This window comes from Tenacibaculum singaporense, assembly GCF_003867015.1.
Classification (GTDB): Bacteria; Bacteroidota; Bacteroidia; order Flavobacteriales; family Flavobacteriaceae; genus Polaribacter; species Polaribacter singaporensis.
In genome coordinates, this window is record NZ_CP032548.1 from 1,812,775 (window position 1) to 1,830,484 (window position 17,710).

The window sequence follows — 17,710 nt, forward strand, 5'->3', positions numbered from 1 at the left end:
ATAGTACCAATAAGTAGAATGAAAATTTTCTTAAATGCTTTTTTGTTTTCTGGTTTCATATTTTTTTTATTGAAAATTATATTTTAAGTAATTCACGATTTTTTAACTACTAATTTAATATATAGAGCTATATTTTTCAATATTTTAAAGAAGAACAAGCCTCTATTAAGAGGCTTGTTCTTTTAGTTTTTAGTGTGAAGTTTTAATTTCTGAAACTAGTCTTTTTTCTAAACACCATATTGATACGATACTTAGCTTCACTCCCGAAGATATCTATATCATCGCCACCACCTACACCTAAAGTTCCAGCAGTTGCATTATATGCATCTACATACTCAAAGCCTAGTTTAGAAAGTGCGTTTAATAAATCGGTTTGGTTTCTTATTTTTAATTTTTTTCTATTTTGTAGTAATGTTTCCAATTCTTCTAAGATATTTTGATAATCAGATTTTTTAGAGTCTATGGTAATATTTATACCCCCTAATAGTTTAGTGTTTTCAGAGGTTATAACTACATATTCTGGTAAGTCATTAACGCTTATGATACTTTTATCTACATGTTTAAGTTCTTGTGCTGATAATGATATAGATGTTAATACGATGATTACTGTTAAAATGTTTTTTATCACTTTCATTGTTTTTAATTGTTATTTAGGCTTTTATTGTTCTATAAATTTGGTGGCAACAGTCCAGTTTTTTATTTCTTGATCTTTCATCCAGTACATGTCGTCTGCATGAGCTGATTCTAAGGTTAGGAAGTAAAAGTCAGGACCTTTATCAACTCCTAAACACATTGTGAAATAAGTTAATTGATATTGGTGAGCTGGGTGATCTTTAGGTAAATCATTTGCGCTTATTCCATTGCCTCCCCAAGAATGGATACCTAACTTAGCACCTTTAGTTACAATACGTTCTTTACCTGCGCAAAACAAGTCTACTCCGCCTGATGAAATTTCACTGTCAGCCAATACCTTGGTGTTCAATCCAGCTTCACGAATTAACCTTCCTGTATGCATATTTACTTCGTCGTTAATTGAGCCTGGTACATTTTGTAAGACAACGGTTTTAACTTCAGGATGTTCTTTTATTAAGTATTTAAATTGTTTATAGGCTTTGGTACCCAAGGTTCCGTTAAGGAAAACTTCATCTCCTTTTACTTTTAAAGTGGTGTCTCCCATTCCTACTAACTCTTCACCAGCTATTAATTTAAAGGGTACTGTCTTTTCAGTATTCATATATTTTAATCTTCCTTGGCTGGTAAACTTATCCTTATTGTCTGTTATATACATTCTTGCTTGGGAAGTTCCAGAGGCACGCACAGCTTTTTGCATTTCTTCTTGGTTTTCACCAAAATCCATAATATGCCCTTCTATAAGGATAGCTTGTAGGTTGTTAACTTTTTTTTCTTTAAAAACACCCATTTGTATTAGAGTATACTGTTGATTATTTTCTTCATAAACAGTAATAGCAAATATCTGTTTACCCTCTCTTTCTGGCATAAAGAAGGTTGTTACTTTGGCATCGCCATCTATTGTAAGTCCGTAATTTTTGGCAGCATTAATCTGCTCAGTAACCACACTATCTATATTTTCTTTGGTAATATTAGTGTCAAATTCAGTAAAATTAGCCCAGCATTTTTCTTTGTACCAGTACCCTTTTTTTCTTTCACATTTTTTGAGGCTATTCGCTTTTTTTGTTTTTAATAAATGTTTAAGTGATTGTGCCTGTACATTACTAGCTAATGAAATAGCTAGGATAATCATAACTACTACGATTTTACTCATAATTATTCTCATTTTTTAAAATTTTTAAAGATTAAGTAGCTTACATATAGTGTTACAATAAGTAAGAAGGGGAGTATAAAAATCAAATCTACTCTGATTACTGTCTTAGTGTAATTAGTATTTGTTATCCATTTTTGTATTTGAACCTCCCAAACTATATAACTGCTCCACAATAGAAACAAGAAAACCAGTAGAATTTTGTTCGTTTTGTTTGTAAACTTGTTTATGTTGTATAGCTATTTGTTTTTGCTATACAAAGATTTCTGAAAAAAAGTAATCAGCCCAAGAATGGGGGGAGAGTAGAGGTTTGGATTTCGGATTTCAGTACAAAAGAACTATAAAATTGAGTGTTTATGTGCACAATTCAGGAATCAGGACAAGGTATTATGAATTTGAGAATTCTTTTGGTAGAAAAGTCAAAAACCAGAATTGAACTACTTAAGTTCTTTTATAAATGGAGAAATATGTTAGTTGTTTTGCTTTTGAAATAGTGTAGGTGTTGTACCTACAATTTTCTTGAAGGCAGCATAGAAAGCACTTTTGCTATTAAAGCCTACTTCGTTGGAAATACCTTCGATACTTAAATTTTGAGCCATTGATGAAAGTAATAATTCCTTTGCTTTCTCAATCCTAAAGGTGTTAATATAGGTGTTGAAATTTACGTTTCTAACTTTATTAATGGCGCTTGAAACTGTTCTTGGATGTTCTTTAACGGCTTCAGCCACTTCAACAATTGTAAGATCTTCTTTTATATAAAGTTTATTCAAGGTTATGTAATCAGTAACTTTTTCAACTAATTGTTCTTGTTTTTCTAAGCTCACTTTTCTATGAGAGGCTTTTTTTTCTGTTATGATATTATGAGTTTTCTTAACATTAGATAATTGGCTAGTAGTAGGAACTGTACTATTGAATACTACATCTTGGAACGACGGGGAAATGTTTTTTTGCAAGATACCTCGAAGTGAAACCCAATACAGCAAAGCAACATTTACTAATGAAAGAATAAGGTTTACCCAAAATGATTCATTGAAAAATGCTGCAAAGATGCTAGAAATTACATATAGGAGACCAATGATAACAAATAGTTTTGCCCATTGCAATTCTCGTTTTTCCGTTTTTGAAAATTGATTCCGTACTTCCCGTATATGTAAGTTAATCCACCAAACGGTTTTTATAGCTATCCAGATGGAATAAAGCATCCCTAATAATGAAAATAGAGAATAAGGAACTGATTCATAAATAGTAGTTTGTATATCTAAGGGGGAAAAGAAAACTATTAATTGAAAAATAAATGATAGTATTCCTGGATATAGATAGATATGATTTGATTTTTCAGGAAATACAGAGATATGCCTAACATACTTGTAAAATAAAGGAAACAAAAGCCAAATAAAGTCAAATGGTAAATAGGTGAGTTGTGGGTAGTATTCTACCAGTTTAATGTCTGTTAGTATAGAAGGTATAAATTCTAGTGAATAAGCTAAAATAAACAGCCCCAAGAATAGAGTAGACTTCCTTTTGTTTTGGTGTACAAATAATAATAACGACCCGAGAATAACCCCTTGTACTACGCCAAGAATATCTATAAGGGAAATTATGTTATAGTTTAAATCCAAAATTTTATTAAAATGCAAAGATGGTAATTTTTTAGCTCAGGTGAATTTAAAAAAGTACCCTTCTCAAAGTTTATTTTTTTGGGTGAAAAATAAAAGTAAAATACTTCTGTAGATTAAATTGATTCGACTTACTGCCTCGCGTAATAATGATAATCTTTAATCACAGTATCTATAAATTGAGCAGGTTTTTGCTCGGTAGTAATTCCTGTTAACTCAATAACTTTTGTATGTAGTTTTAAAATTACTTTATGATTTCTTTTCTTCATGGCATCTCTATATACTCTTGTGATAGTATGAATATCATTATCACTCAATAACGTTACCTGTGAATAGGTAGGTGTGTAGTTATCTACTACATCGCTTGCAATAGTATCTTTTAACGTAATTCTTTTCTTTTCAGATATTACAGTAGTTCCTGCAGCAATATCTCCTAAACGTTGCCCTTTTCCGTTTAATAAAATTGTAAGAACTGCAACAGAACCACTAGCTAAAGTAAAATCAACAAAACGTAGCAGCCATCTAATTAAATAACTTCCAAAAGTAGGCTTAGAACCATCTAGCTTAACTACTCTTATTTGGTTGAAGTATTTACCAGGTGTTTGTCCGTTCATTAAAATTTCAAAAAGCAAGCTGTAGAAGAATACAGGCAGCCCTAATAAAACAAACAGACTCATATATTCCATACTCATAGGTATATCTAACATACCTATTATAATAGCAATGATAATGTAGTACCCAACAATAAATAAGGCATCGATTAAATAAGAACCGATACGAGTAGTAACGTGTGCTACATTTTGACTAATAGCAATGTTTTGAGCTGTTTCTATTTGAAAATTATCCATGAACTAGTTTTTCACTTTTTTTTGTTGATATTTATGCAACTTTTTTTAGTTTAGCGAAGATAAAAATATTCTATGATTAGAGAAACTTCTCAACAAACATGCTTTAATTTTTTAAATACATGAGAGAAGCTGCTTTTGTAAATAAAAATAAAGAAAAGTGGCAACTTTTTGAAGATGCGCTGTATAACAAAAAAGTTATTTCACCAGATAAATTATCTGATTTATATGTGGAGTTGACTGATGATTTAAGTTACGCTAAAACCTTTTATCCGAACGGAAATACGGTGATATACTTAAATTCTATAGCTTCTGCTGCACATCAAAAAATTTATAAAACTAAAAAAGAAAGCAAAAACAGGTTTATTAGTTTTTTTAAAACGGAATTCCCTTTGATGTTTTATAGCTACCAAAAACAGCTACTTATAGCGTTTTTAGTATTTGCTTTTTTCTCTATTTGTGGTGCTTTTTCAGCCGCAACTGATATTGATTTTTTCCGCCTTATTTTAGGAGACGGTTATGTAAACATGACCTTAGAAAATATTGAAAATGGAGATCCAATGGCAGTATATAAAAAAGCAAATGAAGTTGATATGTTTATTGGGATTACCATTAATAACATACGAGTTGCTATGTATGCTTTTGTGTTAGGGATACTATTTTCGGTAGGTACTTTATATATTATGATGCAAAACGGAATAATGCTAGGTTCGTTTTTGTATTTCTTTTACGATAAAGGATTGTTTTGGGAATCGTCAAGAACCATTTGGATTCACGGAACCATAGAAATATCAGTAATTGTTATTGCAGGATGTGCAGGACTGGTATTAGGTAATGGAATATTATTTCCTAAAACTTATTCAAGATTAGAATCGTTTAAAAGAAGCATGAAAGACGGATTAAAAATAATGGTAAGTACCATTCCATTTTTTATTGTAGCAGGATTTTTAGAAGGTTTTGTAACCCGTCATACAGAAATGCCCGATTGGTTAGCAATCTTAATAATTGCTACTTCACTAGCACTCATTATATTTTATTACGTCATATACCCAATTAGAGTTTATAAAAATCAACAAACCCATGCATAAAGAATACGTAGAGTTTAAAAAAGAAAGAGATTTAGGAAGTATTATTTCAGATGCTTTTAAGTTTATAAGATTAGAGGGGAAGCAGTTCTTTTTAACCATTTTAAAAGTAGCAGCAATACCTATTGTTATAGCTGTAGCAGCTATGATTTATTACATGATGTCTATTTCATCAATAGTGAGTGATGATGCAAGTGGAGTTGCAGGAATGATGGGAGCGGTGTTTATTATGATGATAGCTTATTTAGTAGCTATCGTTTATATAAACTTGGCAGGTATGTATTATATTAAATCGTATATAGACAATAAAGGTATTGTAAGACAAGAAGATGTAGTAACTAATACAAAAGCTAAATTTTGGTCGTTTACAGGCTTTGGTATTTTAGCAGGGTTAATATTGTTTGCTAGTGCAATGCTATGTGTATTGCCAGTGTTTTATACTTGGCCAGCATTATCTTTAGGAGCTTCGATTTTAGTATTTGAAAACGAAACAGCTTCTGGAGCAGTAGGAAAATGTTTCAACTTTATAAGTGGATATTTTTGGGAAACTTTTGGGGTGATTTTCGTTGTGTCTATTTTAGTAAGTATTTTAGGATATGTTTTTCAAATACCAGCAACTATATATCAATTAATAAGCATGGGGATAGGTTCAGGAAGTGATGATCCAGCGCAAGTTTTTGGTTTTTTTAGTGATCCTATTTATTTGATTTTAAATGTTATTTCAATAGCAGGTCAGCTAATGTTTTATTCAATAACCTTAATAACCAATGTACTTTTGTACTTCGATATTAATGAAAGAAAAAATTTGACGGGGACTATTGAAAGAATTGATAGCATAGGACAGTAATCTTTTGAAGCAGTTTCTTTTTTACATAGCGTTTTTTATTTGCTCAATCACTGTTTTTTCTCAGGAAGGAAAAAGAGAGGTGCAGTATGATGATACTATTATTGAACAAAAAAAGTTTGATGCTCAAAAAATAGAAGAGTACAAGCAAAAAGATGAATTTATATACATCGTAGAAAAAAGAGAACCTACTATTTTAGAAAAAATATGGGATTGGTTAAAACGAACCATCATAAAAATTCTCTCTTATATTTTTGATGATATTACTCCAGCAGTAGGATTTTTACGCGTTGTTTTAAAAGCGTTACCATATGTAATTGCAGGATTAGTGTTGTACTTTATTATTAAATTCTTTTTAAAAGTAAATGCACGTAATATTATTGACGGTAAAAAAAACAAACCTATTGTACACTTATCGAAAGAGGAGGAGTTAATTAAAGATAAAGATTTACCCAAGTTAATTCAGAAAGCAATTTCAGAAGGGAACTATCAGTTGGCAATACGTTATTACTATTTACTATTACTAAAAAACCTTTCTGACAAAGATTTTATCTCTTGGCAACAAGAAAAAACGAATGAAGATTATATAAAAGAACTATCGTCAAAAAAGCAATTGCATAGCGATTTTAAAAAGTTAACTTACTTGTATGATTATGTGTGGTATGGTGAGTTTTCAATAGATAAAGAAAAATTCTTACAAGCGGAAAGTAATTTTAAAAACACGCTAGCTAAAATATACTAATTTGGATAAAAAATTAAAAATATACATTGGTTTGTTGGTGCTTATAGTGCTCGGTATTTTTTATGTTGAGTCTGTAAAGCCTAAAGAAATCAATTGGTATCCAAGTTATGCAGCAAAACATAAAATTCCGTATGGTACATATGTACTGCATAAAGAAATGCCGAGTTTATTTCCAAAAAGCGAAGTAAAAGATGTATATCAAAATCCGTATGTATACTTAAAAGACGATAAGAATAACGGAACGTATTTTTTTCTTGATAATAAAGTAAATTTTGACAAAGATGAGTTGAATCAGCTTTTAGAGTTTGCAGAAAGAGGGAATGATGTGTTTATAGCAACAAATGGCATACATTTAGATACATTGCAGATTCAAACAAGCTATTTAACTACTTCAGCGTTTGAGGAAAAGGCCTATCAAAAAATGAGTAATCCTATTTTTGGAGGAAAAGAATATCATTTTGATAGAGATTTTTCAAAGCTGTATTTTTCTGAAGTAGATACTCTTAATACAACTGTTTTAGGTGAGTTGGTAGTAAGGAATGAAAATGATTCTATTATTAGCAAAAAACCAAACTTTATAAAAGTAAACCACGGTCAAGGAAACTTCTATTTACATACATTTCCACAAGCATTTACCAATTACAATATGTTGTTAGATAGCAATTATGAATATGTAGCTAATGTGTTATCGTACTTAAATAATCAACAAAAAAATGAAACGGGGGCTGGGGGAGGCTCTAATAGTAGAAGTGCCATTTTATGGGATACCTATTATAAAACAGGAAAAAGTAGAATAACCTCACCTATGCATTATATCCTGTCAACCAAATCGTTAAAATGGGCATATTATATAGGATTGATAGGGGTGTTATTTTTTATTATTTTTAAAGGAAAACGTAATCAGCGATTAATTCCTGTTATTACACCGTTAAAAAATCAAACACTGGCTTTTACCCGTACTATAGCCAATATGTATTATGAAAAATCAGATCATAAAAATATAGCTGAACATAAAATCAATTATTTTTTAGAGTATATCAGAATAAAATATCGATTATCAACTTTAAACATAGATGAGCGTTTTTATAAGAACCTAGCTAACAGAAGTGGTAATTCAGAAGAAAAAGTAGTTACTTTATTTAAAAAGATAGAGCAAATACAGTTAAAATCAAGTATAACCGAAGAAGATTTAGTAGCCTTAAATAAAGCTATTGAAGATTTTAAAGCATATAAAAAACAATAGGATGCATACAGAAAACAATCCAATAGAAAATACGAATGAGTTATTTTCAAGTAGAATAGATTTGTCAAAGTTAAAAGAAGCGGTTGTAAAAATAAAAGAGCAACTAGGGAAAGTAATTGTAGGTCAAGAAGGGTTTATAGAGTTGCTGTTAGTTTCTTTACTAGCTGACGGACACGTATTGATTGAAGGTGTTCCTGGAGTTGCTAAAACGGTAACAGCAAAACTATTAGCAAAAACCATTGCAACCGATTTCAGTCGAATTCAGTTTACGCCTGATTTAATGCCTTCGGATGTGTTAGGAACTTCAGTTTTAAACATGAAAACATCTGATTTTGAGTTTAAAAAAGGACCTATTTTCTCAAATATTGTATTGATTGATGAAATTAACAGAGCACCTGCAAAAACACAAGCAGCGTTGTTTGAGGTGATGGAAGAAAAACAAATTACGATGGATGGTCAACGTTATACTATGAATCCACCATTTATGGTATTGGCAACCCAAAACCCAATAGAGCAGGAGGGAACTTATGCTTTACCAGAAGCTCAATTAGACCGTTTCTTGTTTAAAATAAATGTAGGATATCCTAACTTAGAAGAAGAAATACAAATTATCACTGCTCATAACGATCGTAAAGGAGAACTACCACAAACTAAAGTGGAAGCAGTATTAACTGAGTCTGAATTATTAGAGTACAGAAACAAGGTTTTTGAGGTGCTAGTAGAAGAAAAAATTATTAAATATATAGCGCAATTAATTTCTAATACGCGTAACAATGCACATTTGTATTTAGGAGGTTCACCAAGAGCAAGTATTGCAGTATTGATGGCATCTAAAGCGTTTGCGGCAATTAACGGACGTGATTTTGTAATTCCAGAAGATGTAAAAAAGAGTATTTATCCAGTATTACGTCATAGAATTATGTTAACTCCTGAACGCGAAATGGAAGGAATGACTGCCGATAAGGTTATTGAAATGATTGTACAATCTGTAGAAGTTCCAAGGTAGTGATTCAATTCTTTAAATCGTTATACGTACACAATCGCTTTTTTATCTACATAAGCGCTATTTCGGCATTGTTTTTAATGTCGTTTTGGCTTCCTGCGTTGTATTCAGCAACATGGATGTTAGTATGGTTATTTGTGATAGCGATGTGTGTTGATGTGCTTATCCTATACCGATTTAAAAATGGGTTTTCAGCAAAAAGAATTGCATCAGAAAAACTGTCGAACTCTGATGATAATGAAATAGCAATTACGCTTGAAAATAACTATCCGTTTCAAGTTTTTATTTCGTTGATAGATGAATTACCTGCTCAATTCCAAAAAAGAGATTTTGAACATGCAATGTCTTTGAAGCCTGGGGAGAAATCAACTTATACCTACAATGTTAGACCAGTTGAAAGAGGAGAGTACAAATTTGGAAGAGTAAACGTATTTGTGTCTTCTTTTTTGCAGATGTTTTCTAAACGATATTCCTTTTCTGCGGAAGAAAGTGTGAAAGTATACCCGTCGTACATACAAATGAAAAAATACGAGTTTTTGGCAATGCACAATAACTTAACGGAATTTGGAATGAAGAAGATACGACGAATAGGGCATACAATGGAGTTTGAGCAGATAAAAAACTACATTCCTGGTGATGATGTACGTACCATAAACTGGAAAGCAACTGCTAAAAGAGCAGAGTTAATGGTGAATCAATATCAAGATGAAAAATCACAGCCCATATATTCTATTATCGATTTAGGACGTGTCATGAAAATGCCTTTTGAAGGGTTGAAGTTATTAGACTATGCAATTAATTCAACCTTAGCTTTTTCAAACATAGCCTTATTAAAAAACGATAAAGCAGGTATGCTGACGTTTTCTAAAAAAGTAGAAAAAATAGTAGCAGCAAATAATAAGAAAACAAACTTATCGGTCATTAACGAAGAGTTGTATAATATTACAACCGATTTTTCAGATGCTAATTTTGCGTTGTTGTATGCAAATATTAAAAGAAAAATAAATCAACGTAGTTTGTTAATTTTATATACCAATTTTGAGCATATATCGGCGTTAAAAAGGCAATTGCCGTATTTAAAAGCGATAGCTAAAAAGCACTTACTTGTAACTGTTTTCTTTGAAAATACGGAGTTAGATACTTTAATAACTGGAAATGCAGAAGATTTACAAAGTGTGTATCATAAAACTATTGCTGAAAAATATGCTTACGAAAAACGTTTGATGATAAAAGAGCTAGAGAAAAACGCAGTACATGCTATTTTAACTAAGCCTCAACATTTATCGGTGAATGTAATTAATAAATACTTAGAGTTTAAAGCGAAAGGAATGATATAAAAAAAGCGACCATTGGTCGCTTTTTTATGAGTTATTATTGATACTGTTCTAAAGCTCTGTTGTACTCTTCCATAAGAACATCCCAATCTGTTGTTGCAACTCTATAAATAGTCATTGACAAATAAATCGCATTTAATATTAAAGCAATCATAGCAACTGTTTTAGCTGTTTTTATAGACTTGATTGTAGCAGCATTGTATTGCTCAGGATTCGATTCAGCTTCTTTTAGTTTATTGTTTGCCATAATAAAAGCAGGTGTAGCTAATACAATACCTAATCCAGCAAAACAACAACATAAAAAACTGATTACAGATAATACATAAATAGCAGTTGGGTTAAATTGTTTTTCCATAGTTTTTCGAAAGTTTAAATTAATTGATTCATTTTTATAACATAACTACTCACAATGATGAGTATGTTAATGATAGCCAATATACTGATTATTTTTTGAGCATATTTTACTTTGTAGAAGAAGTTAATACCCACAACAAAAGCTAAAAGTAGCAAGGTATATATAGCAGGATACATTTTAAAAGCTGCAATGAACTCTCCATGAAAAACTAAACTCAAAGCACGCTGTATACCACAACCTAAACAATCAATTCCAAAGAATTGTTTGTTTAAGCAGGGAAGCATATAATCTTCTAATTGTAAAGGCATAACTTGTTATTTGAACATATCCATCCCAGGAATATTTGGCATTCCGCTTTTAGCAGCAATTGCTAATTCTTGTTCGTTAATTTCACCAGCACGTTTTAATGCTTTGTTTAGTGCTAAGATTAAGTAGTCTTCTAATTCTTCTTTGTCTTGTAATAAAGATTCGTCTACTGTAATAGCTTTAACTTCACGATTAGCAGTTACTGTAACTTTCACGTTTCCTCCAGCAATTGCTTCGTCAATTAAAACGGTGTCTAATCGTTTTTTGGTCTCTTCTACTTTTTGTTGAGCTTCTTGTAGTTTGCCCATCATTCCAGAAATATCTCCAAACATTCTTGTACAGTTTTTTATGATTTACCTAACAACAAAAATAGTATTTTCACAAGAAATATAAACTAACTTAAAAAATGAAAAAAATAATGCTGCCGGCTTTGGTTTTTAGTCTTATTTTTGGTTCCTGCAAAAAGCAAGAAATGAATAAAGATATCAAAGCCCCAGTTGCTGAAAAGCAATCGACTAAGTTAGAAAAACATGGAGATGTTCGTATTGATGATTACTTTTGGATGCGTTTAACAGATGCACAAAAAAATGCAAAAGTTAAAGATGAACAAACTCAAAAAGTATATGATTATTTAAATGCAGAGAATGCTTACTATGATGAAATGACGAAAGAAACTAAGGAGTTTCAAGAAGAGTTGTTTCAAGAAATGAAAGGTCGAATAAAAGAAGATGATGAGTCTGTACCGTATAAAAAAGACGGATATTTTTACATTACTCGTTATGAAAAAGGGCAGCAGTATCCTATTTATAGTCGTAAAAAAGAAACTTTAGAAGCTGAAGAGGAAATCATGTTCAATGTGAATAAAGAAGCAGAAGGATATGAATATTTTCAGTTGGGAGGATTAAGTGTTTCTCCAGATAATAAAATGACAGCTTTTGCTACAGATACAGTTAGCCGTCGTCAATATTTTATCAGAATTAAAAATTTGGAAACGGGTAAAATCTATAAAGACATTATCGAAAATACTACAGGAAGTTCAGTTTGGGCAAATGATAATAAAACATTGTTTTATGCTAAAAAAGACCCTGTAACTTTACGTTCATCAAAAATTTATAAACATACTTTAGGTTCAGACGCATCTTTAGATGAATTAGTATATGAGGAAAAAGATGATACGTTTGGAGCTTTTGTTACCAAGTCAAAATCAAAAAAGTATATAATAATAGGTTCTTATAGTACCGTTTCTACAGAATATCATGTATTAGAAGCAGATAATCCTGATGGAGAGTTACGAATTATTCAGCCACGTGAGCGTGACTTAGAATATGAAGTAGCACACTACGGAGATCATTTCTATATTAAAACAAATAAGGATGGAGCAACTAATTTTAAGTTGATGAAAACTCCAGAAAGTAAACCAGGAAAAGAAAACTGGGTAGATGTTATTCCACATAGGGAAGATACCTTATTTGAAGATTTTTCAATTTTTAAAGACTATTTAGTTTTAGAAGAAAGAAATGAAGGTTTGAATAAAATCCGTATTAAACGATGGGATGGAACTGAAGATTATTATTTGCCTTTTGAAGAAGAAACTTATTCAGCAGGAGTATATGGTAATCCTGAGTTTGATACAGAGGTAATCCGTTATTCATATAATTCAATGACAACTCCAAGTTCAGTGATTGATTTCAATATGAAAGACAGATCAAAAGAAATCAAAAAAGAGCAAGAAGTTCTAGGAGGAAAGTTTGATAAAAACAATTACGTAAGTAAACGTATTTGGGTGCCTGCACGTGACGGTAAAAAAGTAGCGTTATCAATTGTACACCATAAAGATACCAAGCTTGATAAAAACACGCCAATTTTACAATATGCATACGGTTCTTACGGATATACAATAAACGATGGGTTTTCAACAACACGTTTAAGCTTGTTAGATCGCGGATTTGTATATGCATTAGCGCATATTAGAGGAAGTCAGTATTTAGGACGTGAATGGTACGAAGATGGTAAAATGTTGAATAAGAAAAACACATTTACCGATTTCATTGACTGCTCTAAATATTTAATTGAGCAAGGTTACACATCTCCAGAACATTTATATGCTATGGGAGGTTCTGCAGGAGGTTTATTAATGGGAGCCATTGTTAATATGAACCCAGAGCTATATAACGGAATCATAGCTGCGGTACCTTTTGTTGATGTAATTTCTACCATGTTAGATGATAGTATTCCATTAACTACAGGTGAATATGATGAATGGGGAAATCCTAACAATAAGGAGTACTATGATTATATTAAGTCGTATTCTCCATACGATCAAGTAGCAGCAAAAGCATACCCAAATATGTTGGTAACTACAGGTTTACACGATAGTCAAGTACAGTACTGGGAGCCAGCAAAATGGGTAGCGAAACTACGTGAATTAAAAACTGATAATAATATGTTATTCCTACATACTAATATGGAAGCAGGTCATGGAGGAGCTTCAGGAAGGTTTGATGCATTGAAAGAAACTGCTGAAGAATACACCTTCTTTTTAATGTTAGAGGATAAGTTAAAAAAATAGTTATATTTTTGCGCTCGATTGAGTGTAAGTGTCATTGCGAAAGCAACGAACAATCTCAACAGATTTATTCGTGTCCGTTTTCGTAATGACACTTTTTTCTTATTTACAAACTATAATGAAAAGACATCAAGGTATAACCAATTCAATATTAGATTTAGTAGGTGAAACTCCAATGATTCAATTGCATCGAATTACTCAAGATTTACCGGGTACATACTATGCAAAAGTTGAAGCATTTAACCCAGGACACTCGGCTAAAGATAGGATTGCATTACATATTATAGAAACAGCTGAAGAAAAAGGAATTGTAAAAGAAGGAGATATTATTGTTGAAACGACTTCGGGAAATACAGGATTTTCATTAGCGATGATTAGTATTGTAAAAGGATACCGATGTATTTTGGCAGTAAGTGATAAATCTTCTCAAGATAAAATAGACATGTTAAAGTCTATGGGAGCAGAGGTACATGTTTGTCCTGCTAATGTAGCTGCAGATGATCCCCGCTCGTATTATGAAGTTGCTAAACGATTACATAAAGAAAATCCTGGGTCTATTTATATCAATCAGTATTTTAATGAGTTGAATATTGAAGCACATTACAAAACTACCGGACCAGAGATTTGGGAACAAACCGGAGGGAAAGTTACTCATGTAGTTGCTGCTAGTGGAACAGGAGGAACGATTTCTGGAACCGCAAGATATTTAAAAGAACAAAATCCTGATATAAAAGTTTTAGGAGTAGATGCGATGGGGTCCGTGATAAAAAAATACCATGAAACTGGTGAATTTGATGCCAATGAAATTAGTCCGTATAAAATTGAAGGTTTAGGGAAAAATCTAATTCCAACTTCTACTGATTTTGATGTGGTTGATGTATACGAGAAAGTATCAGATAAAGAAGCTGCCTTAAAAGCAAGAGAGCTTGTAAAAACAGAAGGAATTTTTGCAGGATATACTTCAGGAGCTGCATTGCAAGCTACACAACAGTACGCAAACAAAGGATATTTTAATAATGATAGCGTAGTAGTAGTGATTTTACCTGACCACGGTTCTCGCTATATGAATAAGATTTATTCGAATAAATGGATGAATGAGCAAGGATTTCTTGAAGAAGAGAAAGTAAAAGCCATTCAGTAATAAAAATAGCTTACGGGAAAAAACTCTCGCAAGCTCCAACAAGAATTCCCAAAGTTAAGAGATCTTTACTTGGGAAAACATTTAATATAACAGACAATTCTAATTTTATATTAGAATAAAAAAAAGAATTTTTAGTCCCAAGTATAATAAACTTCTGTACTTTTAGTGCAGAATGATTTAGTAGAAGCAAAAAGACTTTAAATCATTCATACAACAAATATTGCTCACGTATCTTTTTAAAGTCATTTAAACCTTGTTGCCAACTTGCTTTGATTTCTTCTTCAGAAAGCCCTTGTTCAATTTGTTCTTGTAGTTTCTTAGTACCTGCTAGTTTGGTGAAAAAAGCATTGAAAAACTCTTTTTTGGGAGACTGCTCATACGCTTTCACTAACCAACTAAGGTTTAGGCTAACTAAATGTTCAGAAGTGCTTAAATCCTCCCCAAAACACATTTTTTCTTTATGTTTTGGATGTTTTGCTCCTTCATTGGGTTGTGGCGTAAAACTAAAGCTATTTTTGTTTAAATGTGGTGAACCATAAATTTGAAATTGCTTGTCGGTTCCTCTTCCAGCAGATACATTAGTTCCTTCAAAAAAACATAAACTAGGGTATAAGTTTATCGAAACATCGTTCGGTAAATTAGGCGATGGTTTTATCGGTAAACTATATGTTGATTGATGTGTGTAATTTTCTAACGGAATTACGGTTAAGTTACACTGAATACCATTTGCTAACCACTTTTCACCATTAATCATTTTACCGTATTCACCAATTGTCATTCCGTAAACTACAGGAACAGGGTGCATGCCTACAAAACTTTTGTGTTCAGGTTCTAAAATAGGTCCGTCAATATAATGTCCGTTTGGGTTTGGTCTATCTAATAAAATTACAGGAATATTTGCCTCGGCACAAGCTTCCATTACATAATGTAACGTAGAAATATAGGTATAAAAGCGTGCTCCCACATCTTGAATATCAAAAACAACAACATCGATTCCATTCAATTGTTCTGGCGAAGGTTTTTTGTTTTTTCCGTACAACGAAATAATTGGAATCCCTGTTTTTACATCTTTTCCATCAGCTATGGCTTCACCAGCATCAGCTTTTCCTCTAAAACCATGCTCAGGAGCAAATACTTTTTGAACGTTAATTCTATCGTAATTATGTAAATAATCTACTAAGTGATGTTGTACCATTTCAGACCCCATAATGTTGGGGGCAACTTCAGCTCGTTGTAACACTTGCAATACGGAAGTTTGATTTGCAACTATGGCAATATTTTTATTCTTTAAAAGAGGAAGGTAAGCTGTAGTTCTATCAGCACCCGTTTTAATTGTTTTTGGCTGTTCTTGTATTGGCACTTCTTTAGTAGTTGATTTTTTTTGTTGTTGTGCACAAGAAGAAAATTGAAAACTGAACACTAAAAAAAGTAAAAAAACGTAATTAAAAGTAAGCTTCATCTATAAAAAATTAAAACATAAAGGTACAGATTTCTATTTTTTAAGAATAATAAAAGTTAAAGAATTAAAACCTAGGTAATCTTCTCTTTCTTTACATAAGAATTAGTTACTTTTGGTTTGTAAAAAAGAAAACATTTGAACTTCGAATTATTCATAGCAAAACGAATCATTGCTGGAAAACAGTATAAAAGCAGTATTTCATCACCAATTATTACCATTGCAACCATTGCCATTGCTCTTGGTGTAGCTATTATGTTAATTGCAGTGTCGATTACCTCTGGGTTTCAGAATAAGGTGCGCGATAAAATGACAGGCTTTAAAGGGCATATTCAAATTGTAAATTACGATAATAACAATTCAGATGTTTCAACAGTTCCGATTGATATAAATCAAGAGTTTTATCCAGAGTTTAAAAATATTGACGGCATAAAAAAAGTGCAACCTTTTGCTAATGTTGGAGGGATAATTAGAACTCCTACTGATTTTGAAGGAATCATTTTTAAAGGGGTTTCGGCTGATTACGATTTTACTTTTTTTAATGAGTGTTTAGTTGAAGGTCGCCTACCAGATTTTACCCAAGATAGAAACCGAGAAATTCTAATTTCTCAATCTATAGCAAACCGATTGCATTTTAAACTAAACGATACCATTCAAACATGGTTTGGAGCAGAAAACAGTAGTTTGAAATTTAAATCTAGAAAGCCAATTATTGTGGGAATATACAATACAGGTTTTGAACAATTTGATAAGATTATGTTGTTGGGAGACTTAAGAGAGGTTCAAAAAATTAATCGTTGGAAAGACAATGAAATAGGAGGCTTTGAAGTGTTGATTGATGATTATGATATGCTCAAAGAAAAAGGAGATGAAGTGTATACTAGTATTGGAGCAACCCTAAATAGTATTACGATTGTAAGTAATTATCCTGCTATTTTTGAGTGGTTAAAACTATTAGATAATAACGTATGGTTTATTATTGGAATCATGGTGTTGGTTGCTGGAATAAACATGGTAACAGCATTGTTGGTTCTTATTCTAGAACGTGTACAAATGGTTGGAATTTTAAAAGCATTGGGAAGTGTAAATTGGAGTATCCGAAAAATATTTTTATACAATGCCTCTTACTTAATTTTAAAAGGGTTGTTCTGGGGAAACCTTATTGGACTTAGTATACTTTTAATTCAAAAATATACGAAGTTAATAAGTCTAGATCCTGAAACTTATTATGTATCAACAATGCCTGTAGATATTAATTTCTTGGCAATTTTATTGTTAAACATAGGTACGTTAGCATTGTGTTTTTTAATGCTGATTGTCCCTTCATACATCATCACAAAAATCCGCCCTTCAAAATCCATTCGATTTGCTTAGTTTTGCATAACATTAATAAG

General features: G+C 31.7%; 17 protein-coding genes. 9 read left to right on the plus strand and 8 right to left on the minus strand.

Annotated features, from left to right (window positions below; all coding sequences use genetic code 11):
- Nucleotides 1–202: 202 nt before the first annotated feature.
- The 4 genes from D6T69_RS08030 to D6T69_RS08045 all read right to left on the minus strand — a co-directional run bounded on the left by D6T69_RS08030 (nucleotide 203) and on the right by D6T69_RS08045 (nucleotide 4,244).
- Nucleotides 203–634 (minus strand): hypothetical protein, encoded by a 432-nt coding sequence (locus D6T69_RS08030; RefSeq protein ID WP_206197797.1) that lies wholly within the window; start codon nucleotides 632–634, stop codon nucleotides 203–205.
- A gap of 24 nt (nucleotides 635–658) precedes the next feature.
- Complete coding sequence (locus D6T69_RS08035; protein WP_125067255.1) at nucleotides 659–1,783, minus strand: hypothetical protein; 1,125 nt, start codon at nucleotides 1,781–1,783, stop codon at nucleotides 659–661.
- A gap of 467 nt (nucleotides 1,784–2,250) precedes the next feature.
- Nucleotides 2,251–3,417, minus strand: coding sequence for a helix-turn-helix domain-containing protein (locus tag D6T69_RS08040; RefSeq protein WP_125067256.1), 1,167 nt, complete (start codon nucleotides 3,415–3,417; stop codon nucleotides 2,251–2,253).
- Nucleotides 3,418–3,527: 110 nt separating this feature from the next.
- Complete coding sequence (locus D6T69_RS08045; protein WP_099216078.1) at nucleotides 3,528–4,244, minus strand: RDD family protein; 717 nt, start codon at nucleotides 4,242–4,244, stop codon at nucleotides 3,528–3,530.
- A 119-nt stretch (nucleotides 4,245–4,363) separates the two neighbouring features.
- Here D6T69_RS08045 and D6T69_RS08050 point away from each other — a divergent pair, with 119 nt between their 5' ends.
- From D6T69_RS08050 to D6T69_RS08075, 6 genes are read left to right on the plus strand one after another with little or no spacing between them, the layout of a single operon-like run.
- The gene (locus D6T69_RS08050; protein WP_125067257.1) at nucleotides 4,364–5,329 is read left to right on the plus strand and encodes a stage II sporulation protein M; all 966 of its coding nucleotides are present in this window, start codon (nucleotides 4,364–4,366) and stop codon (nucleotides 5,327–5,329) included.
- On the plus strand, nucleotides 5,322–6,173 hold the full coding sequence (locus tag D6T69_RS08055) for a hypothetical protein (RefSeq protein ID WP_125067258.1): 852 nt from the start codon (nucleotides 5,322–5,324) through the stop codon (nucleotides 6,171–6,173). The genes D6T69_RS08050 and D6T69_RS08055 overlap by 8 nt, the downstream gene beginning before the upstream one ends.
- 4 nt (nucleotides 6,174–6,177) lie before the next feature.
- Nucleotides 6,178–6,912: a DUF4129 domain-containing protein gene (locus tag D6T69_RS08060; protein WP_125067259.1), complete on the plus strand. Its 735-nt coding sequence runs from the start codon at nucleotides 6,178–6,180 to the stop codon at nucleotides 6,910–6,912.
- Between the two features lies 1 nt (nucleotide 6,913).
- A complete protein-coding gene (locus D6T69_RS08065; RefSeq protein ID WP_125067260.1) occupies nucleotides 6,914–8,155 on the plus strand; it encodes a DUF4350 domain-containing protein in 1,242 nt (413 codons plus the stop codon).
- Between the two features lies 1 nt (nucleotide 8,156).
- Entirely contained in the window at nucleotides 8,157–9,161 is a 1,005-nt protein-coding gene (locus tag D6T69_RS08070) for an AAA family ATPase (protein ID WP_125067261.1), read from the plus strand.
- 2 nt (nucleotides 9,162–9,163) lie between these two features.
- On the plus strand, nucleotides 9,164–10,495 hold the full coding sequence (locus D6T69_RS08075; RefSeq protein WP_125069223.1) for a DUF58 domain-containing protein: 1,332 nt from the start codon (nucleotides 9,164–9,166) through the stop codon (nucleotides 10,493–10,495).
- A gap of 34 nt (nucleotides 10,496–10,529) precedes the next feature.
- Here D6T69_RS08075 and D6T69_RS08080 read toward each other — a convergent pair whose 3' ends face one another.
- The 3 genes from D6T69_RS08080 to D6T69_RS08090 are packed head-to-tail and all read right to left on the minus strand — an operon-like array spanning nucleotide 10,530 to nucleotide 11,485.
- Nucleotides 10,530–10,847: a CCC motif membrane protein gene (locus D6T69_RS08080; RefSeq protein WP_125067262.1), complete on the minus strand. Its 318-nt coding sequence runs from the start codon at nucleotides 10,845–10,847 to the stop codon at nucleotides 10,530–10,532.
- Between the two features lie 14 nt (nucleotides 10,848–10,861).
- Nucleotides 10,862–11,155 (minus strand): DUF2752 domain-containing protein, encoded by a 294-nt coding sequence (locus D6T69_RS08085; protein WP_125067263.1) that lies wholly within the window; start codon nucleotides 11,153–11,155, stop codon nucleotides 10,862–10,864.
- 6 nt (nucleotides 11,156–11,161) lie between these two features.
- Nucleotides 11,162–11,485, minus strand: coding sequence for a YbaB/EbfC family nucleoid-associated protein (locus D6T69_RS08090; protein WP_125067264.1), 324 nt, complete (start codon nucleotides 11,483–11,485; stop codon nucleotides 11,162–11,164).
- Nucleotides 11,486–11,625: 140 nt separating this feature from the next.
- Here D6T69_RS08090 and D6T69_RS08095 point away from each other — a divergent pair, with 140 nt between their 5' ends.
- Complete coding sequence (locus tag D6T69_RS08095) at nucleotides 11,626–13,722, plus strand: S9 family peptidase (RefSeq protein WP_240628289.1); 2,097 nt, start codon at nucleotides 11,626–11,628, stop codon at nucleotides 13,720–13,722.
- 115 nt (nucleotides 13,723–13,837) lie between these two features.
- Nucleotides 13,838–14,860, plus strand: a complete 1,023-nt coding sequence (locus tag D6T69_RS08100; RefSeq protein WP_125067266.1) for a PLP-dependent cysteine synthase family protein — start codon at nucleotides 13,838–13,840, stop codon at nucleotides 14,858–14,860.
- Nucleotides 14,861–15,062: 202 nt separating this feature from the next.
- Here the strand turns inward: D6T69_RS08100 and D6T69_RS08105 are convergent, their stop codons facing one another.
- Nucleotides 15,063–16,319: an exo-beta-N-acetylmuramidase NamZ family protein gene (locus tag D6T69_RS08105; protein ID WP_125067267.1), complete on the minus strand. Its 1,257-nt coding sequence runs from the start codon at nucleotides 16,317–16,319 to the stop codon at nucleotides 15,063–15,065.
- 135 nt (nucleotides 16,320–16,454) lie between these two features.
- On the opposite strand from D6T69_RS08105, the gene D6T69_RS08110 reads away from it, so the two are divergent.
- On the plus strand, nucleotides 16,455–17,690 hold the full coding sequence (locus tag D6T69_RS08110) for an ABC transporter permease (protein ID WP_125067268.1): 1,236 nt from the start codon (nucleotides 16,455–16,457) through the stop codon (nucleotides 17,688–17,690).
- Nucleotides 17,691–17,710: the final 20 nt, after the last annotated feature.